Annotated in this window: 27 protein-coding genes; 8 read left to right on the forward strand and 19 right to left on the reverse strand. The window is 61.1% G+C overall.

The annotated features are described in order from the left end of the window. Window positions 1–62 precede the first annotated feature (62 nt). The 8 genes from MUY21_RS11340 to MUY21_RS11375 form a co-directional block, all read right to left on the reverse strand. The gene (locus MUY21_RS11340; RefSeq protein WP_191285401.1) at window positions 63–224 is read right to left on the reverse strand and encodes a hypothetical protein; all 162 of its coding nucleotides are present in this window, start codon (window positions 222–224) and stop codon (window positions 63–65) included. Window positions 225–300: 76 nt separating this feature from the next. After that, window positions 301–1,608: an adenylosuccinate lyase gene (gene purB / locus MUY21_RS11345; RefSeq protein WP_248410491.1), complete on the reverse strand. Its 1,308-nt coding sequence runs from the start codon at window positions 1,606–1,608 to the stop codon at window positions 301–303. A 159-nt stretch (window positions 1,609–1,767) separates the two neighbouring features. Then, a complete protein-coding gene (locus MUY21_RS11350) occupies window positions 1,768–2,175 on the reverse strand; it encodes a VOC family protein (RefSeq protein WP_248410492.1) in 408 nt (135 codons plus the stop codon). After that, window positions 2,175–3,674: a replicative DNA helicase gene (locus tag MUY21_RS11355; RefSeq protein ID WP_248410493.1), complete on the reverse strand. Its 1,500-nt coding sequence runs from the start codon at window positions 3,672–3,674 to the stop codon at window positions 2,175–2,177. The genes MUY21_RS11350 and MUY21_RS11355 overlap by 1 nt, the downstream gene beginning before the upstream one ends. 158 nt (window positions 3,675–3,832) lie before the next feature. After that, on the reverse strand, window positions 3,833–4,513 hold the full coding sequence (locus tag MUY21_RS11360) for an orotate phosphoribosyltransferase (RefSeq protein WP_248410494.1): 681 nt from the start codon (window positions 4,511–4,513) through the stop codon (window positions 3,833–3,835). Between the two features lie 20 nt (window positions 4,514–4,533). After that, window positions 4,534–5,574 (reverse strand): dihydroorotase, encoded by a 1,041-nt coding sequence (pyrC, locus tag MUY21_RS11365; protein WP_248410495.1) that lies wholly within the window; start codon window positions 5,572–5,574, stop codon window positions 4,534–4,536. Between the two features lie 121 nt (window positions 5,575–5,695). Beyond that, a complete protein-coding gene (locus MUY21_RS11370; protein WP_248410496.1) occupies window positions 5,696–6,652 on the reverse strand; it encodes a phosphoadenosine phosphosulfate reductase in 957 nt (318 codons plus the stop codon). A gap of 132 nt (window positions 6,653–6,784) precedes the next feature. After that, window positions 6,785–7,831 (reverse strand): glycosyltransferase family 2 protein, encoded by a 1,047-nt coding sequence (locus MUY21_RS11375; protein ID WP_248410734.1) that lies wholly within the window; start codon window positions 7,829–7,831, stop codon window positions 6,785–6,787. 501 nt (window positions 7,832–8,332) lie between these two features. Here MUY21_RS11375 and MUY21_RS11380 point away from each other — a divergent pair. Next, on the forward strand, window positions 8,333–9,316 hold the full coding sequence (locus MUY21_RS11380; protein ID WP_248410497.1) for an XdhC family protein: 984 nt from the start codon (window positions 8,333–8,335) through the stop codon (window positions 9,314–9,316). Between the two features lie 10 nt (window positions 9,317–9,326). Here the strand turns inward: MUY21_RS11380 and MUY21_RS11385 are convergent, their stop codons facing one another. Further along, window positions 9,327–9,947, reverse strand: a complete 621-nt coding sequence (locus tag MUY21_RS11385; RefSeq protein WP_191285408.1) for a TRIC cation channel family protein — start codon at window positions 9,945–9,947, stop codon at window positions 9,327–9,329. A gap of 100 nt (window positions 9,948–10,047) precedes the next feature. Then, a complete protein-coding gene (locus MUY21_RS11390) occupies window positions 10,048–10,947 on the reverse strand; it encodes a LysR family transcriptional regulator (RefSeq protein WP_248410498.1) in 900 nt (299 codons plus the stop codon). 85 nt (window positions 10,948–11,032) lie between these two features. On the opposite strand from MUY21_RS11390, the gene MUY21_RS11395 reads away from it, so the two are divergent. Continuing rightward, window positions 11,033–11,665, forward strand: a complete 633-nt coding sequence (locus MUY21_RS11395; protein ID WP_248410499.1) for a class I SAM-dependent methyltransferase — start codon at window positions 11,033–11,035, stop codon at window positions 11,663–11,665. A gap of 89 nt (window positions 11,666–11,754) precedes the next feature. On the opposite strand, the gene infC is transcribed toward MUY21_RS11395, so the two are convergent. Continuing rightward, window positions 11,755–12,300 carry a translation initiation factor IF-3 gene (gene infC, locus MUY21_RS11400; protein WP_191285907.1) on the reverse strand — a complete coding sequence of 182 codons (546 nt, stop codon included), beginning with the start codon at window positions 12,298–12,300 and terminating at the stop codon, window positions 11,755–11,757. A gap of 300 nt (window positions 12,301–12,600) precedes the next feature. On the opposite strand from infC, the gene MUY21_RS11405 reads away from it, so the two are divergent. Next, the gene (locus MUY21_RS11405) at window positions 12,601–13,314 is read left to right on the forward strand and encodes a translation initiation factor 3 (protein WP_248410500.1); all 714 of its coding nucleotides are present in this window, start codon (window positions 12,601–12,603) and stop codon (window positions 13,312–13,314) included. A gap of 83 nt (window positions 13,315–13,397) precedes the next feature. Here the strand turns inward: MUY21_RS11405 and MUY21_RS11410 are convergent, their stop codons facing one another. Then, window positions 13,398–14,117, reverse strand: coding sequence for an SOS response-associated peptidase (locus MUY21_RS11410; protein WP_248410501.1), 720 nt, complete (start codon window positions 14,115–14,117; stop codon window positions 13,398–13,400). A 223-nt stretch (window positions 14,118–14,340) separates the two neighbouring features. Between MUY21_RS11410 and MUY21_RS11415 the strand changes: the two genes are divergently transcribed. Beyond that, complete coding sequence (locus MUY21_RS11415) at window positions 14,341–14,631, forward strand: hypothetical protein (protein WP_248410502.1); 291 nt, start codon at window positions 14,341–14,343, stop codon at window positions 14,629–14,631. A gap of 38 nt (window positions 14,632–14,669) precedes the next feature. Here MUY21_RS11415 and MUY21_RS11420 read toward each other — a convergent pair whose 3' ends face one another. From MUY21_RS11420 to MUY21_RS11445, 6 genes are all read right to left on the reverse strand, one after another. Next, window positions 14,670–15,035 carry a cupin gene (locus tag MUY21_RS11420; protein WP_248410503.1) on the reverse strand — a complete coding sequence of 122 codons (366 nt, stop codon included), beginning with the start codon at window positions 15,033–15,035 and terminating at the stop codon, window positions 14,670–14,672. Window positions 15,036–15,212: 177 nt separating this feature from the next. After that, window positions 15,213–16,067 (reverse strand): ferredoxin--NADP reductase, encoded by an 855-nt coding sequence (locus tag MUY21_RS11425; RefSeq protein ID WP_248410504.1) that lies wholly within the window; start codon window positions 16,065–16,067, stop codon window positions 15,213–15,215. A gap of 68 nt (window positions 16,068–16,135) precedes the next feature. Further along, window positions 16,136–16,546, reverse strand: coding sequence for a DUF934 domain-containing protein (locus MUY21_RS11430; protein WP_248410505.1), 411 nt, complete (start codon window positions 16,544–16,546; stop codon window positions 16,136–16,138). Continuing rightward, the gene (locus tag MUY21_RS11435) at window positions 16,543–17,283 is read right to left on the reverse strand and encodes a phosphoadenylyl-sulfate reductase (protein ID WP_248410506.1); all 741 of its coding nucleotides are present in this window, start codon (window positions 17,281–17,283) and stop codon (window positions 16,543–16,545) included. Before MUY21_RS11435 ends, MUY21_RS11430 begins: the two co-directional genes overlap by 4 nt. Then, window positions 17,273–18,943 carry a nitrite/sulfite reductase gene (locus tag MUY21_RS11440; RefSeq protein WP_248410507.1) on the reverse strand — a complete coding sequence of 557 codons (1,671 nt, stop codon included), beginning with the start codon at window positions 18,941–18,943 and terminating at the stop codon, window positions 17,273–17,275. The genes MUY21_RS11435 and MUY21_RS11440 overlap by 11 nt, the downstream gene beginning before the upstream one ends. Continuing rightward, entirely contained in the window at window positions 18,936–19,262 is a 327-nt protein-coding gene (locus tag MUY21_RS11445) for a DUF2849 domain-containing protein (protein ID WP_248410508.1), read from the reverse strand. Before MUY21_RS11445 ends, MUY21_RS11440 begins: the two co-directional genes overlap by 8 nt. A 140-nt stretch (window positions 19,263–19,402) precedes the next feature. Between MUY21_RS11445 and MUY21_RS11450 the strand changes: the two genes are divergently transcribed. Further along, window positions 19,403–19,864, forward strand: coding sequence for an Lrp/AsnC family transcriptional regulator (locus tag MUY21_RS11450; protein WP_248410509.1), 462 nt, complete (start codon window positions 19,403–19,405; stop codon window positions 19,862–19,864). A gap of 117 nt (window positions 19,865–19,981) precedes the next feature. Here MUY21_RS11450 and MUY21_RS11455 read toward each other — a convergent pair whose 3' ends face one another. Next, window positions 19,982–21,157 carry a cytochrome P450 gene (locus MUY21_RS11455; RefSeq protein ID WP_248410510.1) on the reverse strand — a complete coding sequence of 392 codons (1,176 nt, stop codon included), beginning with the start codon at window positions 21,155–21,157 and terminating at the stop codon, window positions 19,982–19,984. A gap of 137 nt (window positions 21,158–21,294) precedes the next feature. Here MUY21_RS11455 and MUY21_RS11460 point away from each other — a divergent pair, with 137 nt between their 5' ends. The 3 genes from MUY21_RS11460 to MUY21_RS11470 all read left to right on the forward strand — a co-directional run bounded on the left by MUY21_RS11460 (window position 21,295) and on the right by MUY21_RS11470 (window position 25,455). Then, window positions 21,295–22,974: an ATP-binding protein gene (locus MUY21_RS11460; RefSeq protein ID WP_248410511.1), complete on the forward strand. Its 1,680-nt coding sequence runs from the start codon at window positions 21,295–21,297 to the stop codon at window positions 22,972–22,974. Next, complete coding sequence (locus tag MUY21_RS11465) at window positions 22,971–24,212, forward strand: sigma-54 dependent transcriptional regulator (protein ID WP_248410512.1); 1,242 nt, start codon at window positions 22,971–22,973, stop codon at window positions 24,210–24,212. The genes MUY21_RS11460 and MUY21_RS11465 overlap by 4 nt, the downstream gene beginning before the upstream one ends. A gap of 250 nt (window positions 24,213–24,462) precedes the next feature. Beyond that, window positions 24,463–25,455: a TRAP transporter substrate-binding protein gene (locus MUY21_RS11470; RefSeq protein WP_248410513.1), complete on the forward strand. Its 993-nt coding sequence runs from the start codon at window positions 24,463–24,465 to the stop codon at window positions 25,453–25,455. Window positions 25,456–25,509 lie beyond the last annotated feature (54 nt).

A 25,509-nucleotide genomic window follows, 5' to 3' on the forward strand; every position in this document is an offset into this window, starting at 1 on the left:
CTTCTTCTGGTTTGTGCCAGATTGCCACGGTCGGGTTAAGGCGGGCTTACCGCCACCGCGATTTAGCTGGATACAGCGTCAACGCAGGATTGCGTGGCGTCGTCCCAGGTTTGACCTGCGTCACAGCTTGCCACCGTGTGCTTGCCCCGTTCGCAGCCCATCGCAACGGACAGCGTCGGCAATACGGTCAGCACAAGTGCGCAGAGTAGGGTCTTGAATTGCATTGGGGCCTCCTTTCGGACGCCCCATGATAGCATGAAACAGTGCGTTTCCCAAATTGCTTCGCGCGTTCACATTCTGTCAGCTGTCGCCGAACACGCGTTTGAAGATCGTATCGACATGCTTGGTGTGATAGCCCATGTCGAATTTCTCGTTGATCGCCTCCACGCCAAGCGCGTCGACCACGGCTTCGTCGGCCAGCAGCAGCTCGCGGAAATCAAGGCGTTCTTCCCAGACCTTGAGCGCATTGCGCTGCACCATGGCATAGGCGTCTTCGCGGCTGACACCAGCCTGCGTCAGGGCCAGCAACACACGCTGCGACATGACGAGGCCGGGGAACTTGTTCATGTTGTCCAGCATGTTGTCGGGGAAGATCAGCATCTTGTCGATGACGCCGGCCAGACGGTGCAGGGCAAAGTCCAGCGTGACCGTTGCATCCGGGCCGATGCCGCGCTCGACTGAGGAATGTGAAATATCGCGCTCATGCCAGAGCGCCACGTTTTCCATCGCCGGGATCACGGTCATGCGGACCAGACGGGCCAGGCCGGTCAGGTTCTCGGTCAGCACCGGGTTTTTCTTGTGTGGCATGGCGGACGAGCCTTTTTGACCCATCGAGAAGAACTCGGCCCCTTCCAGAACCTCGGTGCGCTGCATGTGGCGGATTTCGACGGCGATGTTTTCGATCGATGAGGCGATGACGCCCAATGTGGCGAAGAACATGGCATGGCGGTCACGCGGGATGACCTGCGTCGAGATCGGCTCGGGCCGCAAGCCCAGCTTCTCGCAGACATGTTCTTCGACGGCAGGGTCGATATTGGCGAAGGTGCCAACGGCACCGGAAATCGCGCCGGTCGCCACTTCCCAGCGGGCTTTTTCCAGACGGTTCTTGTTACGGTCCATCTCGGCATAAAAACGCGCGAAGGTCAGGCCCATGGTGGTCGGCTCGGCGTGGATGCCGTGGCTGCGGCCCACGCGTACGGTGTCTTTGTGTTCAAAGGCGCGTTTCTTCAGGGCGGCCAGAACCTTGTCCATGCCCACAAGCAAAAGGTCGGCGGCGCGGACCAGTTGCACGTTCAGGCAGGTGTCGAGCACGTCGGACGAGGTCATGCCCTGATGCACGAAGCGGGCTTCTTCGCTTCCCACGTGTTCGGCCAAGTGGGTCAGGAAGGCGATGACGTCGTGCTTGGTGACGGCTTCGATCTCGTCAATCCGCGCCACGTCAAATTCCACGTCCTTAGCTTTCCAGACCGCATCCGCATTTTCGCGCGGGATGACACCAAGATCGGCCATCGCATCGCAGGCATGCGCCTCGATCTCGTACCAGATCTTGAACTTGCTTTCGGGCGACCAGATGGCGACCATGTCGGGGCGGGCATAGCGTGGGATCATGCGGGCAGGCTTTCCTGAGTTGGTGGCAGTCGCCGCTTTCATAGACTGCTGCGCCGCAGCGAACAAGAGAAGGCTTTGGGGGCGGGAAGGGGCCTTGCCCCTCTTGCCCCCGGTGGGGGCAATTCACCCCAGGATATTTGAAGCCAGAAGAAACATGGGTCAGTCGTAGAGGCGCACAGGTTTTTCGGGATGCGCGCGATAATGTTCCAAGCGGGTGTCGAGAGTGCCCTGGTGCAGTTCAAGCTTGTGGCCGTCCGGGTCGAGGAAATAGACCGAGGCACCTTCGGATGTGTTGTCCTGCCAAAGTTGGGCTGTCTGTTGAATCCGGGTGACGAGCGCGGGGAAATCGGCGGGAATGCAGGACAGCGCGATGTGGGAATAGTCGGTGCGCGGTGCGATGGGGTGCGCGGACAGGGTCAGGCAGAGCCAGAGCGCGCCCAGTTCGAGATAGGCCCCGCTGTCCCATTCCGCACGCAATCGCCCGCCCAGAAGGTCAGTATAGAAGGTAATCGCGCGCGGCAGATCCGTGACCGCAAGGGTGATGTGGTTCACGCCGGTGACGGTCATCAGAAGCCGCCGTCGGACCCTTGCTGCCATTTCTGGACGAGGTTGCCAAAGCGGGTGAACTGCGCTTCGAAGGACAGCTCGACCGTGCCGATCGGGCCGTGGCGCTGTTTGCCGATGATCACCTCGGCCTTGCCGTGCAGGTTCGACATTTCGTCCTGCCACGCCGCCATCTTGTCCAACTCGTGATCGCCGGGTTTTTCGCGCTCTTTGTAATACTCCTCGCGGAAAACGAACATGACCACATCGGCGTCCTGTTCGATCGAGCCGCTTTCGCGCAGGTCCGACAGTTGCGGGCGTTTGTCGTCGCGGCTTTCCACCTGACGGCTGAGCTGCGACAGGGCGATGACCGGGATGTTCAACTCCTTGGCGATGGCCTTCATGCCCATCGAAATCTCGGCAATCTCGTTCACGCGGTTGTCCGCCGTGCCGCGGCAGAGTTGCAGATAGTCGATGATCAGAAGGTCCAGCCCGTGGGTCCGTTTCAGGCGCCGGGCGCGGGCGGCCAACTGGCTGATCGGCAGCGCGGGCGTGTCGTCGATGAAAAGCGGGCAGCTTTCCAGTTCCTTGGCAGCGTTGACGAAGCGGCGAAACTCGCCTTCATCCATGTCGCCTTGTCGGATCTTGTGGGACGAGATTTCGGAGGCCTCGGCCAGGATACGACCGGCAAGCTGTTCGGCGGACATTTCAAGCGAGAAGAACCCGACGACACCGCCGTCAATCGCGCCTTCGGTCCCGTCGGGCCGGGTGCCTTTCTTGTAGGCCTTGGCCACGTTGAACGCGATGTTGGTCGCCAGCGAGGTTTTCCCCATCGACGGGCGACCCGCAAGGATCAGAAGGTCGGACGGGTGCAGCCCGCCCAGCTTGGTGTCGAGATCGGCAAGCCCGGTCGACACGCCGGCAAGACCGCCTTCACGTTGATAGGCGGCGTTGGCCACTTGAACAGCGTCGGTTACGGCCTTGAGAAAGCTCTGAAACCCGGTGTCGGTCTGGCCCGCTTCGCCCAGTTTGTAAAGCGCCTGTTCGGCCTCAACGATCTGTTCCTTCGGCTCGGACGAGATGTCGACTTTCTGCGCCTTGGTCGAAATGTCCTGACCCAGTTGGATCAACTGGCGCCGGATCGCCAGGTCATAGATCATCTGTGCATAGTCACGCGCCGCGAAGCTTGAGATCGCCGCGCCCGCCAAACGCGCCAGATAGGCGGGGCCGCCGAGTTCTTTCAGCCCTTCATCATCCTCCATGAACGCTTTCAGCGTCACGGGGCTGGCCAGCGCGTTCTTGGAAATGCGGCTGGCAGCGATTTCCCAGATACGCGCGTGCACGGGTTCATAGAAATGACCCGCATTGATGATCGACGCGACCCGGTCATAGACGTCGTTGTTGGTCAGGATCGCGCCCAAAAGCTGCTGTTCGGCCTCAATGTGATGGGGCAGTGCATCCTGCACATCATTACCCGCGCCGGTCGTGTTTGCGTCCTGAGGAATACTGCTGATCTCGTTCATCACTGCCTGCCCCCTTTTGTGGGGTTGTTTAGCGCCTTGGGGTGGCCCAAGGCAAAATGTATGTTTTTGTGACTATCGTGTGGATAAGTCGAACGGCACGCGTCACCCTACCAGATTTGGTGGGGTCCCGCAAAATGGTACCTATAGGTGGTGGCGCGTCAGCCCTTCATGCGCGCTTTTTGCCAAGCGCGGGGGTCGTTCAGGAAGCGTTCGACTTCGTCCAGGGTCTCGGTCGAAAACACGCCCTGGGCCTTGGCTTCGGCCAGAACATCCCACCATGTGCACAGGTGGATCAGTTGAACGCCATGATCGGACAGGGTTTTTTCCGTTTCGGGGAAGATGTCGTAATAGAAGATCACGGCAGTGGCCGCGCAGTTCGCCCCGGTGTCGCGAATCGCATCGACAAAGCTGAGCTTGGACCCGCCATCGGTGGTCAGATCCTCGACCAGCAGCACGCGCTGGCCTTCGGACATTGCGCCCTCAATCCGCGCGTTGCGACCGTAGCCCTTCGGCTTTTTCCGCACATAGGTCATGGGCAGGGCCAGGCGCTCTGCCACCATCGCGGCGAAGGGAATACCAGCGGTTTCGCCACCAGCTATGTTGTCGAAGGCTTCAAACCCGGCTTCGCGCATGATTTCGACCGCCATGAAATCCATCAGGGTCGAGCGGATGCGCGGGAAGCTGATCAGTTTGCGGCAGTCGATATAGGACGGGCTGGGCAGACCCGAGGCCAGCGTATACGGCTCGTCCGTGTTGAAGTTCACAGCCTCGATTTCCAACAGCATCCGCGCGGTCAGGCGGGCAATCTCATCCTTGGTGGGGAAGGTCGAAGGGATCATGGGCAGCGTCCTTGTTCTGGTTAAGCCTGCACCCGCCAATGCAGCGGAAAGCCGGGGTCAAAGGTGGTGACGGTATGGTCGCCTGCCTGCAATGTTGCAGGGTAGCTGACTGGGTCGCCCTTGGTCAGCGTGATCGTGTCCTCGTTCACGGGCAGGCCATAGAAGGCCGGGCCGTGGAACGAGGTGAAGCCTTCGAGCTTGTCCAGCGCCCCCGCAGCCTCGAAGGTTTCGGCAAGGATCGACAAGGCGTTGGGCGCGGTGAAACACCCGGCAGAGCAGCATTCGCTTTCCTTGGCATGTGTGGGGTGCGGCGCACTGTCCGTCCCCAGGAAAAAGCTCGGATCCCCCGATATGGCTGCGGCCAACAGGGCTTCGCGGTGTTCGCGACGCTTCAGGATGGGCAGGCAGTAATAGTGTGGGCGCATACCGCCGACGAGCATGTCGTTGCGGTCCAGTATCAGGTGCTGCACCGTGATGGTCGCGCCGATATTGGAGTCATTTGCCCGGACGTAGTCTGCGCCGTCCTTCGTGGTAATATGTTCCATCACCACGCGCAGATCGGGGGTTGCGCGGCGGATCGGGTCCAACACGCGGTCGATGAACACCGCCTCGCGGTCGAATATGTCGATGTCCGGGTCGGTGACTTCGCCATGCACGCAAAGGGGCAGGCCGATTTCGGCCATCTTTTCAAAGACCGGGCGGACCTTGTCGAAATCCTGCACGCCGGAGGCCGAGTTGGTTGTGGCGCCTGCGGGATAGAGCTTCACCGCTTTCACCAATCCGCTGGCTGCGGCGGCGGCCACGTCATCGGGGTCGGTGTCTTCGGTCAGATAAAGTGTCATCAATGGTTCAAACCGCATATCCGCAGGCAGCGCGGCCATGATGCGGTCGCGATAGGCGGCGGCATTGGCGCTTGTGACCACCGGTGGCACGAGGTTCGGCATGATGATTGCGCGGGCAAAATGGCGCGCGGTTTCGGGCAGGACGGCTTGCAACATCGCGCCATCGCGCAGATGCAGGTGCCAGTCATCGGGGCGGCGGAGGGTCAGGGTCTGGGTCATCGGCACTGGACATAGCGCAGCAACCGGGTTCGTTCCAGATGATTCGGCGCCACCGGACAAATCGTTCGGTGGTCGGGTCTAGTGACGACCCGCCCGCCCTCCTTTCGCGTTGCGATCAGGTTTAGGACGACCCCTGTGCCAGCGCGCGTTCAGCCCTGAGCAGTGCCCGTTGGAAACGTGGGGCGTGCTTATGGGATGCAACGGATGACAGCACGAACATCGCCAGTTGCTTGACCAGCAACGGGCCGCCGCGCGCCTCGGCCAATGCCAGCAGGTTGCGCAGATAGGGGCGGTATCGCCGCCGCTGGCGCAATGCGCGATGGCAATTGCGCGGCGTCAGGGCGTCCTTTGCGGCCTGTGTGATCAGGTCGGGTGTGACGCCCATGTCGCACAGCGCCCGCGCCAGCATGTCGCCAAAATGGCGGCAGGAGATGTGATGGATATGATCGCCCTGAAACATCGCCGCATGTGCTGTGTCTTCTGTGATGGCCGGGTCAAAAAGCAAAAACACGTCGCGCGCCATTTCGACCATGTCCGGGGCATAGGTATACCGATCTGTGAAATCACGGTGTCGCGCCTTGGGAAAGCGGGTGTCAAATCCCGCCTGCGCCGGATCCATCGTGGCCTGGGGTTGAATGGCGATGACCGTGACCTCGGGCGCCACGACGGAAAACGCCGCAGCGGCATAGCCACACATGCCCGCGCCCAAGAACACCACCTTGTCAAATTCTTCAAAGAACCCGTCTTCGATCAGGCGGTCGAAATAGCCATAGACGGCGGGGTCGCGAAACCAGCTGTCCGTATGGGCCAGCAGACACAGGTTGGACCATCCGTTCTGACGCACAAGGCGCCACCCCTGCGGTTCCTGCAAGGGCGAGTTGTCGCGAATGTCGCGGACCGTTTCGAAGGTGACCAGCAGCGTCCGTCCCTCATCGGTCAGGATTGCCGAATGTTCATTGCCAAGCCGTTCGAAATACCCTCGCGCGTCGCCGAGCTCCTCCAGTTCTGCCAACCACGGATCATCGGGAGTGATAATGGAATCGGTCGTTGTTTCGCCCGCTGACGGGTCGTCCTGCATCTCGCTTACCTCGGTATTGTTTATTCCATCCCCATGTCCTCTTTCGAGGTGAAACGGGGCAGATTTAGGCGCGCAATGCGGCAAAATATGGGAGAGTGTGACCACCCGCAGGTCATTGTTTCCGCACAGATTTTAATCTTCCGAGATGCGTCTGATTTTAGCGAATTTGTATATTCTTTGCGCGGCGTCCAGGGGAATCGGACGCGCCGGAGGCGTCATCAAAAGTCGACCGAACAAGGCGCGGTTTGCTTCGTCCTGCATCAATATTTGAAACCGCTCTCTGCGCCACTCGACCGCCGTCTGATGCAGCTTTGCCAGGGTCGGGTCAGACATGAGGTTCGCAAGGGCAGCCCTTCGGGGGGCCTCCGACGCGTGGATCGTATCGTCGTCAACGCTGCACCAGTTCCGCTCGCACCAGTAATCCATTCCGATGGGGTGATCTGCCCGGTTCACGCGGCCCCGGTCACATTTCAGAATGAAACTTTCCATCGCGCCAAGCGGATAATGGTTCAACTGCACCAGGTCGTAATTCGGGCGGTTAAACGGGGAAAAGATCTGACCGCGCTGATACGCCGGGTCCAGAGCCCGGCCGGATCCGTCAAACCAGCGCGTGGCCTCAACCCGCCCATCCACCGGCGCGCGCGGGCGATGGACGCCCAGTTTGCGATAGGCACCCTGATTGCGAAACAGCGTCTTGAACATGAAGGCACGCCAGGGCCATGTCATGATGTCAGGCGCGGCGCGGGTGAATTGCGCCGTGACGGGCCGGTCTTCATATTCGATGACACCGTCATTGCCAAGAAGCCGCCAGGTCAGGGTGATCGCATCCGCATCGGGCAGGGCGGCAAGCAGGGCCGGGATGGTGTGATCCCCGACATGAATGTTCACGAACTCGTCTATATCAAGTGTCATGAGCCAGTCGGCCTGACGCACCAGCGGGTGGGTGTCGGCGATCTTGAACCCGGTCCACTGGATGCCGCCCTTGTCATAGGGTCCATCGTTGCGCAGATGGGTCAGAAGACCCATCTGTTCCAGCCGATCCAGCATCAGGTCGGTGCCATCGTCGCAATCATTGGACAGGACCAGAAAATCGGTGACCCCGATCGACGTGTGATGGGCAAGCCATTCCAGAAGGAATGCGGCCTCGTTCTTGACACAGGTGACGGCAGTGACGCGCATCATGCGGCCATGTCGGGGCGATAACAGGGGGGCGGTGGATTAAGGTTTTCGTTCTGTAACATATGCTTGGCCGATGACCCTTCCTGCCGTGCCGGGCGCGGCATCCGCCCCGGACGACATTGGCAGACGTGGCAAAACCCGTCAACGTCGCGCCGTCGCCTGCGTCCACGCCCTATCGCCACGGTAGAGTTTACGTGACGGAAGGCCATATTTTCTTGCCCCAATCAATCTCTGGATGTCATTTATGCTGGAGCCCATAACGTGGAATCAGTTGGGTATGTCGGTTGCCTGAAGCCGCGATCGCGACTGACGCGGGCCGGGTTCAGGATGCGAGGCGGCCATTGCTTGCAGGGCCGATGCGCACCGGATGTGTGTGGTAAATGGTATGCTCCATAATGGGCCGCCTGATCTTTCAGGCGGTCCGTTTACTTTATGCGGGTTGCAAAGCCGCCGTGTGCCGGTGACAGTCCGCCTTTGAACGGCAAGTAGGGGTCTACCGGCGTGACAGGGGTCAGCACAATTCCGCAAACGGCGCTGTATTGGGTGCGCGCGGGCAAGCGAGTGGCGCTTGCCACGGTCGTGGACACCTGGGGCAGCGCGCCGTGCCCGGTGGGCAGCCAGATGGTGGTTGATGCCGATGGAGCCATCGAAGGGTCGGTTTCGGGCGGGTGCGTCGAAGGCGCCGTCGTGACCGAAGCCCAAGAGGCGATCGCAACGGGCCAGCCGCGATTATTGCAGTATGGGGTGGCGGATGAGGACGCGTTCAGCGCCGGGTTGGCCTGTGGCGGCACCATCCGCATACTGGTTGAGCCGATTTCAAACGCGGGTCCCGCCGGGGGTGCGCTTTCGGTCGACCTGTTGGAAACCCTCGTCCGGACACAGGCCGCGCGTGCGGTGGTTGTGTACGAGGTGGACCTGACCACATGGGCGCGGCGGGTCGAGCTGCCGGACGCTGATCCGGGCTGGACCTCTGCGCAAGAAACCTCGGTGAAGGACAGAATGTTCACCCTTGTCCTTGCCCCGCCGCCGCGTCTGATTCATGTCGGCGCGGTGCATATCGCACAAGTGCTGGCGCCGATGGCACAGGCCGCAGGGTTTGCGCCCCTCGTAACCGACCCGCGCTCGAGCTTTGCTACGCCCGCACGCTTCCCCGGCGTGCAGGTGATTTGCGACGACAGCGACGCCGCCCTGTCACAGATCGGGGTGGATCGGCACACCGCAATCGTCACGCTGGGCCACGATCCCAAGATAGATGACCCTGCGATCATGGCAGGGCTGGAGGGCGGTGCTTTCTATGTCGGATGCCTGGGATCGCGACGCACCCATGCCGCCAGACTGGCCCGGTTGCGCAAGCAGGGTCTGACGGATCAGGCGCTGGCACGGCTGCATGGCCCTGTCGGGCTGGACATCGGCGCAAAAGGCCCTGCCGAGATCGCGGTGTCGATCCTGTCGCAGTTGATCGCCGCACGGCGCGGTCGATTATGACCAAAGCGGTCTAGGCGCTGTCGCGTGGCGGTTTGATGCGCAGGACCAAAAGGCGCGCAATCAGGATCGTGGCAAAGCCAAGTCCCGCCGCCAGTGCATCGCCCAGATAGGTCAGCATCACCAGATAGACCGCCCCACCCAACAGCGATAGTGTGGCGTAGAGGTCCTCTTTCAGCAGGCTTGGCGTCATGTTGCACAAAAGGTCGCGGATCATGCCGCCCGCGGTTCCGGTGACACAGCCGATCACAATGGCAAGCAGAGGGGTGATTCCAGCATCCAGCGCGACCTGAACCCCGGTCAGCGTGAACAGGGCCAAGCCGATGGCATCCAACTGCATCAACACCCTGAGCCTGCGCCCGTAACCCGATGACATACGCGTCGCCAGCGCGAAACTGATCAGCGCCACCGGGACTGCGACGGCAAGATACCGGCTGTCGGTGATCCAGAACACAGGGGTCAGCCCCAAAAACAGATCGCGCAACGTGCCGCCCCCCATCGCGGTGGCAATCGCCAGAACGGTGGCGCCAAACGGGTCCATGTGCACCCGATGAGCCTGGATAGCCGCCGAGGCCGCCATCACGGCCGTCGCCAGCAAGGACAGCGGAACAAACAGAAAGGACAGTGTTTCCATCAGGACCCCCCAGATGGCCGGACGAACGATAGGATGTGGCGGTATCAGTATCAGACGGCGTGCTATGGCACTTCTGTTGGGTGACGGACGATGAAAACGATCATTTTTCCGGCGGGCGCGACAGAAACTCGGCCAGCGTGTCGAAAATGAGACGGATACGCGGGCTGGTGTGCAGGTCGCGATGGGTGATCAACCAGACCGGAAAGACCACGGGCGGCATGTCGGGCAACACCCGCTCGATCCCCGGTGTGGTGTCGCCGATATCGGCGGACATGAAGGCAATGCCCAGCCCACGCTGCACATATTCCCATGCAACCACGCCGCTGTTCGATCCCAGATGAAAATTCTGCGCGGTCACGTGAATGCCCAGCGGCGTGAGATAGCCGATCATCTCGTCTGTCGATCCGAAATTGATGAAATCGTGCTGTGACAGGTCGGCCTTGTCCAGCGGGCGCCCCCGGCGCGACAGATAGCTGGCGGCGGCATAAAGATGGGCTTCGGCCTCGTTGACCAGCCGGGCATAAAGCTCGGGTTGGGCGGGGCGGACATGGCGGATCGCGATATCCGCTTCGCGCCGCTGGATGTCGCGGATATCGTTGGCGGCGATGATCTCGACCTCGAGCCGCGGCGCAATGCTTCTAAGGTGTTGCAGCATGGGCGGCAGGACATAGGCGGCAAACACGTCCGAGGCGGTGATGCGCACCTTGCCCTCGATCCCCTGAGTCTGGCCGGCTGCCACCAAAGAGATCTGGACCGCTGCCTCGGCCATCTTATGAACATGTTCCAGCACCGCGCGCCCCGACGGCGTCAGCACCAATCCCCGCCCGATCCGTTCGAACAGGGCGATGCCCAGCGTATCCTCCAGCCCCGCGACCTGTCGTCCAATGGTGGGTTGGGTCTGTCCCAGGACGCGGGCGGCGGCAGACAATGACCCTTGGTCTGCCGTGGCCATGAACGCCCGAACCTGATTCCAGTCAAACGAGATAGTGTCCCAATTCATGCATATATGTATAGCTCTCAGGCAAAGATTGGCAATTCCCCTTGCTGGCACGCATGGATAAACACGTCTTTGAAGGAGATGACACATGATTCAAGCGGCAAAATTCTGGGACGGCATCGCGGCGAAATATGCGAAATCGGCGATCAGGGACCCCGAAGGATATCAGTTCACGCTGGACCGCACACGCTCCTATCTGGGCGCGCAGGACAAAGTGCTGGAAATCGGTGCAGGCACGGGAACGACCGCTCTGGAACTGGCCCCGTCTGTCGGACATGTCACGATCACCGATATCTCGCCCGAGATGATCCGGATCGGCAAGGCCAAGGCGGAAGAGCAGGGGATCAGCAACGTGTCCTTCCAGGTGGCGGACGCGACATTGGGTGACGTGACGGGGCCGTATGACGCAATTCTGGCCCATAACGTGCTGCATCTGGTGGATGACCTGCCTAGCGCGTTGGCGCGCATCCATGACCTGTTGGTCCCCGGTGGTGTGTTCATCTCGAAAACCTTCTGCAAACCGGTGCGCCGTGGGCCGTGGTTTTACTACGCAATGCGTCTGGCGCTGCCGCTGATGCAACTGGTCGGCAAAGCGCCCTATGTCGCGATAATGCGCGTTGACGAGCTTGAGGCACAGCTGATCGCGCAAGGGTTCAGGATCGTGGAAAGCGGAAACTTCCCGGCCCGCGAATTGCGCCGCTATATTGTCGCCCGGCGCTGACAGGGCATTCGCCAACATGACGTCCAAACGCAAAACGCCCCGCAGAAGCGGAGCGTTTTCGTGTGCGTGAAGAGGTGGTGACCGGGTCGCTATTTCGAGACCGGTCCGATCATCATGACCATCTGGCGGCCTTCCATCTTCGGCATGTTTTCAACCTTGCCGATCTCCTTGACGTCCTCGGCAACCCGTTCCAGCAACTCACGGCCAAGATTCTGGTGGGCCATTTCGCGGCCACGGAACCGCAAGGTCACTTTGACCTTGTCGCCGCCTTCCAGGAACTTGAACACGTTGCGCATCTTGACGTCATAGTCATGCGTGTCCGTGTTCGGGCGGAACTTGACCTCTTTCACGTCGATGGTTTTCTGCTTCTTGCGGGCTTCGCTTTCCCGCTTCTGCTGTTCATATTTGAACTTGCCGAAATCCATGATCTTGCACACGGGCGGGTTGGCGTTGGGCGAAATCTCGACCAGGTCAAGCCCGGCGTCTTCGGCCATCACCAGGGCCTGCGCAGGCGTGACCACGCCGACGTTTTCGCCATCGGCGCCAATCAGTCGAATTTCGGGGGCTTTGATGCGTTCGTTCACGCGGGGGCCGGTATCGCGCGTGGGCGGCGCGTTGTGAGGTCTGCGGGCTATTGTGTCATTCCTTCTGACGTTTCAGGGTTCTTCGGATGCGGAAGGTAAGGCCCCTGCGGGCGCGTTTCAACCCGATAAAGCGTTTTGCGAAAGATTGTTTCGGCACATGCGCCAATTCGACCTGGATAAACGCGGGTCTGGGGCGTCGGCGTAGGAATTTATGAGTTTTTCCGCGGCGTTGGCGTATTGACGCGCATTCCCGCAATCTCCCCTTGCGCCGGGCGGGTTTAGACCTCACATGCCTAGGGGATGCTGCGCAGTTCTGCGCCGCGTATGTATGGACAAGTTGAGGATGTCGACATGAAAAATACCATTATCGCCGCTGGGATTGTCGTTGTGGCCGCCGTGGGTGGTTATATCTGGTACAACAACACCCAGGCCAAGATGATCGCGGAAGAAGCTGCCGCCGAAGCGGCTGCCGAGGCAGAGACCGCCGAACAAGCTGCCGCGAAGGCTGAAGCCGAAGCGAAAGCCGCCGCTGATGCCGCCGCCGAACAGGCTGCCGCCGCCGAAGCTGCCGCCAAGGAAGCTGCACAAGAGGCCGCCGATGAAGCTGCTGCCGCAGCAGAGGCGGCTGGTGACGCCGTTCAGGATGCCGCCGACGCCGCCGGCGAGGCCGTTCAGGGTGCCGCTGAAGCGGTGGGCGAGACGCTGAATGAGGCCGGTGAGGCCGTGACCGATGCCGTCGACGGGGCGATCGACTCCGTCACTGGCGCCGCCAGCGACGCCGCGGACACCACCGCCGGCGAGGCCGGTGCAGAGGCGACCACCGAAGGTGCGGCAGAGGCCACAACAGAAGGCTCTGATGCAGCCGCTGACACATCGACCGAAGCGACGCCGGACGCGCTGACCAAACAGGGGTTTGACGCCGCAAAAGTGAACGAAATGATCGAAAACTCTTCGCTGGGCGAGGCCGAGAAAGCCGGGCTGAAAGCCGCTGTTGAAGCTGCCGCCAACAATCCGGCCCTGCTGGAAGCCGCCATCGCGCAGGTGAAATCTGCACTGGGCATGTAATCCCGCGCCATATGACACGGAAAACGCCGCGCAGGACACCCGCGCGGCGTTTTTCATTTCTGCCTTCGCGGTGCGCTTTTTCGTCAGCCCGGCGGGCGAAGGTCGAACTTGTCGGCCTCAAGCGGTTCGATCAGTTCCGGGCCATCGTCCTTCAGGCTGAACTTTGCCACCGGATCCACCAGAAACCGCCCGTCCCAATGGGTGCCGAAGCTGTCGCGAATGGTGTCATCCGATGCCGTCTTGTCCAGCCAGGCCGTGGCCTCGTCGGCGGTCAGGATGACCGGCATGCGCGGGTGCAAGGCCTCGATGTCGGGCAGGGCGGGGCGGGTCAGGACCGTACAGGTGCGACGCCCATCCGACAATTGGCTGTGCAGGCCCGCCAACAGCATAACTGGCTGGTTCTGGGACAGTCGCACATGGTTTGGCATCCGTTTGGTCTTCGGACCGCTCCATTCATAATACCCGGTGGCGGGGATCAGGCAGCGCCCGGATGACCAGGCCTGCCGGAAGCTGGGTTTTTCAAACGCGGTTTCGATCTTGGCGTTGAAGGTTGTGGGCTTCCAATCTCCCGCCGCACCCTTGAACCAGCTGGGCACAAGCCACCAGCGCGCGGTCGACGCCATCACGGCACCGCCCTGTGGAAAGACGATGTTCACCTGCTGCGTGGGCTTGATGTTGTAGCCGGTCTCGGCTGGCGGCGCGTCCACGTCGATCACCACCGAGCGGGTCGGATAGACAAAGCCTTCGATGATCGCCAGCATCTGGGCCTGCGTCATGTTGCCTGCGATAAGTCGTCCACACATGAGCGCAGTCTGCCCGCAGACCCTGCGTCTGTCCATCGCGAACGCGATGTCGCACACGGGGCGAATGGCACACAACGGAAAGGCGCACGCACTGTCGCGCAGCCCTGTGCGGAACGGCGCATTCGGTGGATCTGCCAAACCGTGCTAGACTGGACCATCGCGCCTAATCGTGGGCGGGTGGGTCGAACGCATCCTCATAGCGTTCGTGGAAAGGGACAACATCATGTATGCCCGTGTCACGCCTTACAAAATGAAACCCGGAAGCAAAGCTGCTGCAACCAAGATCATGGAAAGCCTGAAGGACAAGATCATGGCCTTGCCAGGTCAGAAATCCTTCCTGAATGTCATGAATGACGATGAGGGCTCAGGTTATGTCATATCGACCACAGAACTGGCCGAGATGAGCCCGGAGACAGGCGAGAAAGTCAAAGCGCTCTGGTCCGCTTTTTCCGAGTTTCTGGAAAAAGACCCCAAGGTTGAATCCTATACTGTCATTGCAAACTGGAAAGCCTAAGGGTCGCCAAGTGACCGCGCTGTGTGGCGTGACACGTTCTATTCGTGCTGGATGATTACGGCTTCGAAATCGACATCGCTCGTGACCATTGTGTGATGACCTTTGCCGCGCTTGTCTTCCATGTGCCAGACGTCGCCCTTGGCGATCTCGCGCGTCGCTCCGTCGCTTGCGGTTACTTTGATGCTGCCTGCCAGACAAATCAGCTTTTGGCGCACTGGGGTGGGATGGATTGGTTCGTTCCACCCTGCGCGCAATCGCAGAAACATCATCTGGCGCGCAGGTTCCGGGTCCGAGACCTCAATGCCTTGCGCGGGTGGCGCGAAGCTGCGCGGCGCAAGCGTGATGTCGATATCGCTCCAATGACTTTCGCCCGCATCATCTGCATAGAGTTTGGCGTAGTGCATGATGTCCCCCCGTTGGCCCAATGCCCGCGCAAGGATATCATATCCTTTGGTTATGACCTATGCGCGTGTGGCGCGTTCGAGACGCCTCGCAATGAGAAGAACGAGAAAAGGGTGGATCGATGATCCACCCTTTCCGCTACGTGTTTTCGACACTGGACGGGCCAGATTAATGCCGCTTCATTCCAGAAACGCCTTCTCAACCACGTATTGCGCGGGTTTCGAGTTCGCGCCTTCCTCAAGCCCCGCCTCTTCCAGCAATTCCTTGAGCTCCAGGTTGAACGGCAGGTTGCCACAGATCATCGCGCGGTCGTTCTGTGGGCAAATCGGGTCGATGCCCAGATCGTCGAACACCTCGCCCGAGCGGATCAGGTCGGTGATCCGGCCCATCTTGGGGCTCTCTTCGCGGGTGGTGGTGGGGTAGTATTTGATCTTCTTCCAGAAGCCGTCCCCGATCACCTCGTTCAGAAGCTCGTCGTCTTTCAACGCCTCGATCAGGTTGCGACCATAGGTCAGTTCGCCCACTTCGCGGCAGGTATGAGTGATAATGATCTCGTCATAATCCTCATAAGTCTGCGGCTCGCGCAGAAGCGAGGCGAAGGGCGCAAAGCCTGTGCCGGTGGCGAAGAACCAGATGCGCTTGCCGGGGATCAGCGCGTCATGCACCAAGGTGCCGACAGGCTTGGGGCGCAGGATGATCTGATCGCCCGCCTTGATGTGCTGCAGTTTCGAGGTCAGCGGGCCGTCCGGCACTTTGATCGAATAAAACTCCAGCTCTTCGTCCCAACTGGGTGACGCGATGGAATAGGCGCGCAGAAGCGGCTTTTGCTTGCCGGTTTTGGGGTCCGGGTCGCCCATCAGCCCGATCATCACAAACTCGCCCGACCGAAAGCGCAGGGTTTGCGGCCGCGTGCAGCGGAACCGGAACAGGCGGTCGGTGTAATGTTCGACCTCGGTCACGGTTTGCGCGTCGGGCAGGGTGGGGACGGGTTTTACTTTGGCTTCGGCATCCATAACGGGCGTCACTTCATTCATGTGCTTCAACGGGGCACGCGGCCCCGTCCTTTTCTGTCTGCGTATATAGGGAGGTTCAGGGGCAGGGTCTAGCCAGTCAGCCGCGACCTATAGTCATAGGCCTGCCAGTCCGCGCGCGACAGCCAATCGGCTTCCGGCTGGCGCAGGGACAGGTCTTCACTGATCTCAACCTCGTCAAAGCCAGAGCGGCGCGCCATGGTGTATTGGTCCGAGATGACATGCCCGTGGGCGCGCAAGCGACCCTTGTAGCCCAGCAAGCGCAGCTGGCGCGCCAGCGAAAAGCCGCGCCCATCGGCGAAGGACGGAAAGTCGATGCGGATCATGTCAACACCCACCATCAGATGCGCCAAGGCGGCGGGGTCGGTGTCCGATGCCAGATGCAGCCCGCGCGTGTCATTTGCCGCGCGGTCATCCGGCGTGGCAAAGCCATTGTCCCAGTCATCATGGGCAAAGCCCGTGTCGGTGACGATTACAGTCATGCGCTTGCTCCTATTCGCACCATTTTTCCGTCGACAAAGTGAATGCCGCATTCCGTCTTTTCCGCCCCGCGCCAGCGCCCGGCGCGCGGGTCCTCGCCGGGCTTCACCGGTGATGTGCAGGGGGCACAGCCGATTGACGGGAACCCACGCCCGACCAGCGGGTGACGCGGCAGGCGGTTGTTGATCATATAATCGCGCACATCCTCGGACGCCCAATGGGCCAGCGGGTTGACCTTCAGGCGATCATCTTCGGCCTCGAAGAACTGCAGATCGACACGTTTGCCACCCTGGAACCGTTTGCGCCCGGTGATCCATCCGTCAAAGCCTTTCAGGGCGTTGTCCAACGGCTCGACCTTGCGCAATTCGCAGCATGCATCGGTATCGGCCAAATGCAGGATGTTGTCCGGGTCGCGTTTGAACAACTCGTTTGCATCGGGTTGAATGACGCGCACATCGGTCAGGCCCAGTTTTTCCGACACCTCGACCTGATAATCGAGTGTTTCCTGAAACAGCATCTGCGTGTCCAGAAAGATCACCGGAACCGAGCGGTCGATGCGCGCCACCATGTGAAGCAGCACGACGCTTTCCGCGCCAAAGCTGGAGACCATCGCCAGCGCGCCGATGGTGCTGTCGGTCAACGCGCGTTCGATCACCGAGGTCGCCGAATGGTGCTTATAGCGCGCATTCAGCGTCTCGACCCGCTCAGCGGGGGCGGGAAGGGGGGCTTCAAGCGGCATTGGTTTTCGCCTCCTCAGGATAGAGCGCGGCCTTGAACGGCGCTTCGCCCAGACGGCGGAAGGCGTCGATGAAGGTCTCGCTCTCGTCCTCGCGCAGGTCCAGATAGGCCAGAACAAGACGTTCGATGGCGGGCACGATCTGGTCATAGGCAAAGCCCGGCCCGGCGCGCTTACCGATCACGGTATCGGGGCCAGCGTCACCGCCAAGCGTGATCTGATAGTTCTCGACCCCCGCGCGATCCAGACCAAGGATGCCGATATGGCCCAGATGGTGGTGCCCGCAGGCATTGATGCAGCCCGAGATCTTGATTTGCAGATGGCCAATGTCGTGCTCGATTTTCAGCGCGTCGAACCGCTCGGCAATCTCCTGCGCGACGGGGATTGAACGGGCTGTCGCCAGTGCGCAGTAATCCATGCCGGGGCAGGCGATGATGTCCGAGATCAGTCCGGCATTCGCGGTTGCCATCCCATGCGCGCGCAAAGTCGCAAACAGCGCAGGCAGGTCGGCGCGGTGCACATGGGGCAGGATCACGTTTTGCTCGTGGCTGATACGAATATCACCATGTGCGAACTGCTCAGCCAGCTCGGCGATCACGCGCATCTGGTCGGCGCTTGCGTCCCCCGGCGTGGCCCCGTGTGCTTTCATCGAGATCGTGACAATCCCGTAGCCGTTCGCGCGGTGGTCATCGACATTCGTGTCACACCACGACCGGAACACCGGGTCGGCATCGCGGGCGGCGTGATAGGTGTCGAGCGGCGCGGTCTTGAATGCGGGTGCTTTGAACTTCGCGGCGATATCTTGGAAATGCTCCTGATCGACGCCGCTAAAGAGCGGGCGTATTTGGGCAAACCGCGCTTCGACCAGCTCGCTGATTTTGTCGATCCCGTTCTCCATCGTGGTGATCTTGATGCGCGCCTTATACTTGTTATCGCGCCGTCCCAACGTGTTGTAGACGCTGACGATCGCTTCGACATAGGGCAGCAGGTCGGCGCGGGGCAGGAAGTCTTTCAACACCTGACCAACGACGGGCGTGCGGCCAAGGCCACCACCGACGATGATCTGATAGCCAACTTCGCCCGCCTCGTTTTTCACTATGCGGATGCCGATATCATGCGCCTTGGTCACGGCGCGGTCGGCCTTGGACCCGGTCACGGCCAGCTTGAACTTGCGCGGCAGGAACTGGAATTCAGGGTGGTCGGTGGACCATTGGCGCAGAAGCTCAGCGGTGGGGCGGGGGTCTTCGACCTCATCCGCGGCGGCACCGGCGAAATGGTCCGCGGTCACGTTGCGGATCGTGTTGCCCGAGGTCTGGATGGCATGCATCCCCACATCGGCCAGCGCGTCCAGCATGTCGGGAATGTCGGCCAGGCGCGGCCAGTTATACTGGATGTTCTGGCGCGTGGTCCAATGGCCATAGCCCTTGTCCCAACGCTCGGAAATCATCGCAAGCTGGCGCAGCTGGCCCGGGTTGAGCGAGCCATAGGGGATCGCCACCCGCAGCATGTAAGCGTGCAGTTGCATATAGACGCCGTTCATCAGGCGCAGGGGTTTGAATTCATCCTCGGTCAGCGCACCCGAGATACGGCGTGCTACCTGGGCGCGGAACTGGCTGACGCGGTTGCGCACAAAGCCTTCGTCGAAATTGTTGTAATCATACATGAGCGAAACCCTCCTGCGATGCCGTGGCGGTTTGTTTGCCATGGAAACGGTTCGACGGGCCTTTGGCTCGGAACGCTTCGCGGAAATGGGTGGGGACAGGGCCGTTCGGGCCAGCCTTGGCATCAGCCAGATAGGCACCCACGGCGATTTCCGGCTGGGTTTCGGCCAGCGCAAGTTGGGTGGCGGCCTCGGCCTCATCCTCGATCAGCCAGGCCATGCACATGTCGCGCACCCAGGACCCATCGCGGGCCAGATAAATCACATCGCCTTCGACAAGGTCGTTTGCGGTTACCACTTTGGGTGTGAAGGGGCGGGGCATGGCCAGTCCTTTCCTGTTGCGTTCCCGCTCTATATAGGACATTTTCCCGTCAAACGGCGATACCATGCGGCAGATAAGGAATTATGTTTCGGTTTATCGCCCTCGCAGAACGTATGGACCAAATGAAGGAAAAAATCGAAATGCCTGTTCGGTTGGACGAGATAGACCGGAAAATCCTGCGTGAGCTTCAGCGCGACGCGGGGCAGTCACTGGACGTGATCGCCAAGAAAGTCGGGTCATCCAAGACCCCGGTCTGGAACCGGATTCGCAAGATGCGCGAAGGGGGCGTGATCGGCAAGAACACGATGGTGATGGATGCTGAAACCCTTGGGTTTGAAGCCTGTTTCTTCGTTCTGATCCGCACCTCGGAGCACGAAGCGGATTGGCAGGAAAAATTTCTGGCCGCCCTGCGTGCGCGCCCCGAAGTGATGGAAGCGCACCGGTTGGCGGGCGAGATCGACTATATCCTGAAGGTCCGCGTCGAGAACGCCCGCGCTTATGACGAGTTCTATCAGGCGCTGATTTCCGAGGTGAAGATCTTCAATGTCACCGCGCTTCTGTCGATGGAAGAGATCAAGTTTTCGACCGAGTTGCCGATCTGATGTGACGAGCAGTGGCGTGCATGGCGCGCTTGAGGGGCGCTGCCCCTCCGCGCAAAGCCTGCGGCTTTGCGCTACCCCGGGATATTTCTGGCCAGAAGAAGCAGGCAGGAGGGCGGATCAGCATCGCACCATGAGGCGCTTGAGACCGTGAAAATGGTAGACATTGCCAAATTGCGGTGGGGCAGTGAGGTGCAGATCGGGGCAGCGGTCAAACAGGATCGGCAGGGCGCGCGTCAGTTCCAGCCGCGCCAGAGGTGCACCAATGCAGAAATGCGCCCCCGCCCCGAATGAGGTGTTGGGCTTGATAGGGCGTGTTGGGTCGAAGTCGTTCGGGTCGTCCCAGACATCCGGATCGCGATTGGCACCGCCCAGAAGCAAGCCGATCTTGTCGCCACGCTTGAAATTTTCGCCGTAAAGCACCGTATCTTCGTAAACATATCGCGTGAACATATGCAAAGGGGGATCGAACCGCAGCGTTTCTTCGACGGTTGCGTCGCGGGTGTCAGGGGTCAGGAATGACGGGTCGATTGCCTGCTCCAACAGGGTTTTCACGGCAATCGCCATAGCATGGACCGTGGCCTCGTGCCCCGCATTCAAAAGCAGGATACAGGTGGAAATCAACTCGTCCGTCGACAGCTTCTCGCCCTCGGCTTCGGCGGCGATCAGTTCTGTGATCAGGTCGTCACGCGGATCGCCGCGCCGTTGGTCCACATAGTCGCGCATGAAGGCGACGAAGGCTTCTGTGGCGGCGATGGCGTCGTCCTCGATCGCGCGGGTGCGGCGCGCCTGATACATCGAGACCATGGCGTTCGACCATCTGAGCAGGTCATCCGCCATATCTTCGGGCACGCCCAGCAGGCGGCAGATCACGATGACGGGAATGCGCGTGGCAAAGGCGGGCAGGAGGTCGAAGTCTCCGGCAGGAAAGGCGTCGATCAGCTGATGAGCCAGTGTGTCTATTTCAGGCCCCAGCGTGGCGATCCGGCGGCTTGTGAAGGCGCGCAGCACCAGCTTGCGCAACCGCGTGTGCCTTGGGGCTTCCAATTCCAGCATTGAATGCGCCTCGACCGCATAAAATGGCGCGAGGTGGTCGGGAAACGCAATTGGCTCAACCGGTTCCCGCCCAAACCTGCGATCGCGCAACAGCGCGTTCACCGCGCGAAAGCTGACCGCCATCGGCATGTCGTAATCGTCCCACCAGACTATATCACCACCCTTACGGGCGCGGTCATAAAACGCATAGGGGTTCTGGATGAAGTCGGGGTCCGTCGGGGACTGGGTCAGGCGCAACATGGGCGCATGTTCCCCAAAGCCACTGGCCTTTGCAAGCGGGGCTTTCTATTCTTCGCGTCATGTTTCGATACTTTCGCACGAAATGGTTTTTTCCCTTTCTCCTGGCCACCCTTGCGGTCAGCGCGGGGGCTGGGGCGTTGGCCTGGCGCGCGGCACTGGTGCCCTTGTCGGAACAGGCGGCATCCGAACTGGCGCTGGCGTCGGACCAGTTGACGCGGCATCTGTTTCGGTATCGCGAGCTGGCGGTGGTTCTGGCCGAGCACCCGGTGTTGCGTGACCGTCTGGGTGGCGAGGTGGACAGCGAGGGCGAGGCTGATCGCCTGTTGCAGGCAATGGCGGATATGACAGGGGCGTATCACCTGTCGCTGGTCGGGCTGGACGGCAAGGTGCTGGCAGCTTCGGGCGAAGGCGAGGCACAGCTGGATCCCGCGGCCCCTCTCATCCATCGCGCGTTGACGGGTGCGCTGGGGGTGCAGGCACGGTTTCAGCCAGTGCCATCGGGCGCGACACAGCGCATCTTTTCGTTCGCCGCGCCGATACATAGCCGTCAGGGCAAACCGCTGGGCACGGTGGTGGCGCGCACCGACCTGCTGGACTTTGAAGAGAACTGGCCATCCACCGATGCGGCGCTGTTCTTTACGCTGCAAGGCGACCGGGTGTTTGCCGCCAATCGGCTGGAGCTTGCCGGGGCAGAGCGTCCGCGGGAAGGATTCCTTAAAAACACCGTCAGGCGCTGGGCCGGGCATGAGGTCTGGACGCTGGATGCCGGTCCCTATCTGCCGGACCGGGCCTTGCACCTGACCCGTGACCTACCGGTGATCGGCCTGGCGGGAGAGATCCTTCTGGACACAGCCCCCGCCGAACGCACGGCCGTTTTGCTGTCGGCAATTGCCGCCGCGATCTGTCTGGGGATCGGGGCGCTGCTGCTTGCCGTGGGGGAACGGCGGCGGGCGTTGAACAATCAATTGCGCCTGAAAGCGGCCGCCAATGCCCGGCTTGAGGCGCGTGTGGCCGAACGCACCAGGGCGCTGTCGGCGGCCAACACCGATTTGTTGCGTGAAAACAGGGAACGTCGCGAGGCCGAAGCCGCCTTGAAGAAGGCGCAGGCCGATCTTGTGCAGGCAGGCAAGCTGTCGGCGCTGGGGCAGATGTCAGCGGGTATCAGCCACGAGCTGAACCAGCCCCTGATGGCGATCCGGTCTTTCGCGGACAACGGGATGGTGTTTCTGGAACGTGGGCGGACCGACCAGGCCGAACAGAACCTGAGCCGTATTTCGCAGCAGGCGGGCCGCATGGACCGTATCATCAAGAACCTGCGGGCGTTTGCGCGGCAGGAAAGCGAACCGATCGGGGACGTGGATCTGGTTCATGTCGTCGATCAGGCGCTGGAAATGCTTGGGCCGCGGATCCAGTCCGATCGCGTGCACGTGGACTGGTCGCGACCAGCCACTGCGCCCAAGGTGCGTGGCGGTGAGGTGCGGCTTCAGCAGGTGGTGATGAACCTGATGTCCAACGCAATGGATGCGATGGCCGAGCGGGTTCACAGAAAGATCGAGATCACGATGGAGCCGTCCACGGATCGGGTGACCCTGTCGGTGCGCGACACGGGGCCCGGCATTGACGAACCCGACCGCATTTTTGACCCCTTCTATACAACCAAAGAGGTCAGCCCGACCGAGGGGATGGGGTTGGGGCTGTCGATCTCCTATGGTCTGGTGCAGAGTTTCGGAGGGGCGATACGAGGGCGCAACCATCCAGACGGTGGGGCCATCTTCACCGTGGAACTTGACCGCGCAGGCGCGCAGGAGGCTGCATGACCAACACCGTTCTTCTGGTCGATGATGACGCGATGGTGCGCGAGGCTCTGGGCCAGACGCTGGAACTGGATGGGCTGACCACCATCCAGGCGGGCAGTTATATCGAGGCCAAGGACCACATCGCGGCAGGGTTCGACGGGGTCATCCTGTCTGACATCCGTATGCCCGGAAAGGACGGGTTCGCCCTTTTGGCCCGCGCGCAATCTGTTGACCCGGAACTGCCGGTGATCCTGTTGACGGGGGAAGGGGATGTTCCCACTGCCGTGCGCGGAATGAACGAGGGGGCGTTTGATTTTCTGGAAAAACCCTGCGAACCGGCGGCGCTGCTGGCGGTGGTCGGGCGGGCCTTACGCACCCGTGCGCTGGTTCTGGAAAACCGCGCGTTGAAGGCGCGGGCAGAAACTGGCGACGCAGCGGCGCGCCTGCTGTTTGGCGAAAGCGTGCTTGCCGAGGAACTGCGCAACCGGGTGCGGGCGGCAGCCCGTGCACAGGCCGAGGTGCTGATCTGCGGCGAGCCGGGCTCGGGCACGTCGAAAGTGGCTGAGGTGGTGCATCTTTTGTCCGGCGATGCCACGCGCCCCTTTGTCAAGCTGCCTGCTGCCGGGCTGACCGCCGAGGCGCTGGACGCGGCGTTCGACCGCGCCGACGGCGGCACTTTGTTTCTGGACGAGGTCGCCGCGCTTGAGGCGGGCGCGCAATTTCGGTTGCTTGACCTGCTGGACCGGGTTGCCAACACACGGGTGGTGGCGGGAACCTATCGAGACCTGGAGGCCGAGGTCGCCGCCGGGCGGTTCAATCCCGATCTGTTCTATAAGCTCGACGTGCTGCGCATCCGCATCCCGGCGCTGCGCGAACGCAAGGACGACATTCCGGTATTGTTCCGCCACTATGTTTCGATCGCCAGCGAACAGGCGGCGTTGACCCCGCCCGAGATAGAACATGACGTCATTGCGCAATTGATGGCGCAGGATTGGCCAGGCAACGCGCGCGCCCTGATGAACGCGGCGATGCGATTTGCCATGGGGCTGGGGCTGGCGGATGCCGAAGGGGCGGCCCAGGACGCCCGGCCCGGACTGGCCGAGCAGCTTGCGCAGGTCGAACGCTCGCTTCTGATCGAGGCGCTCAGGCGGCATGAAGGCGGGGCGACAGCAGCGGCGCAAGAACTGCGCCTGCCCCGCAAGACCTTCTATGACAAGCTGGCACGGCACAAGATTCGGCCTGAGACCTATCGGACCTGACTGTGCGGTTTTCCGCACAATGCCGCAGGCGGGATGTGCGAACTTTCGCTCACCTATGTCGATTGCGGCATACGGGGTGGATGAGATATGGCCGGTAGCACCTTGTTATAAAAGGTTAATATCAAATATCACGCTGGTGTAACTGTTTTTCTTGGTGCCGAAGCCGAACCGTGCCCCAATAGCGGACAGGCGCCCAACCGGGCTGCCGGAGGATATCTGTCTGGGAGGACACCTTATGTAATTCCTGACCATGGCCGTATCGGCGATCGCGCTGACGGCAACTGTAAACACCGCTTCTGCTGCCTGTGACGAAGGCGAGCTTGTGATCAAGTTCAGCCACGTCACCAACTCTGACAAGCACCCCAAGGGCATCGCAGCTTCGCTGCTGTCGGATCGTGTGAACGAAGAAATGAACGGCAAGGCTTGTATGGAGGTCTATCCGAACTCGACCCTCTACAATGACGACCAGGTGCTCGAGGCGATGCTGCAAGGCGACGTGCAACTGGCCGCGCCGTCACTGTCGAAGTTTGAAGCCTTCACCAAACAGTTCCGCATTTTCGACCTGCCGTTCATGTTCAAGGACATGGCTGCGGTCGACGCTTTCCAGCAATCAGAAACAGGCGAGGCGATGAAGCAATCCATGGCGCGCCGCGGCCTTTTGGGGCTGGAATTCTGGCACAACGGCATGAAGCAGTTCTCGGCCAACAAGCCGCTGATTGAACCCGGTGACGCTGCCGGGCTGAAATTCCGCGTGCAGCCCTCTGACGTGCTGGTCGCCCAGATGCAGGCGCTGGGTGCAAGCCCGCAGCCGATGGCCTTCTCGGAAGTTTACGGCGCGTTGCAACAGGGTGTTGTGGATGGCCAGGAAAACACCTGGTCGAACATCTATGGCAAGAAGTTCTTCGAAGTGCAGGACGGCACGACCGAGACCAACCATGGTGTGCTGGACTATCTGGTCGTGACCAATGTCGACTGGTGGGAAGGTCTGGATGCAGAGATTCGCGACCAACTGTCCACGATCCTGAGTGAAGTCACCGAAACCCGCAACGCGGCTGTTGGCGAAGTTGACGCCGAAGCCCGTCAGGCGGTTCTGGATGCCGGCGGTGTGATCCGCGAATTGACACCGGAGCAGCGCCAGGCATGGGTCGATGTCATGAAACGGGTCTGGAGCCAGTTCGAAGCCGATGTCGGTGCCGAAAACATCGCCATCGCACAGGAAATCAACGAACAGTTGACAAACTGAGAATCCGGGGCCCGCGCATCATGCTCGGGCCCCCGTTGTATCCCACTATGCGCC

The organism is Aliiroseovarius sp. S2029, assembly GCF_023195575.1.
GTDB lineage: Bacteria > Pseudomonadota > Alphaproteobacteria > Rhodobacterales > Rhodobacteraceae > Aliiroseovarius > Aliiroseovarius zhejiangensis.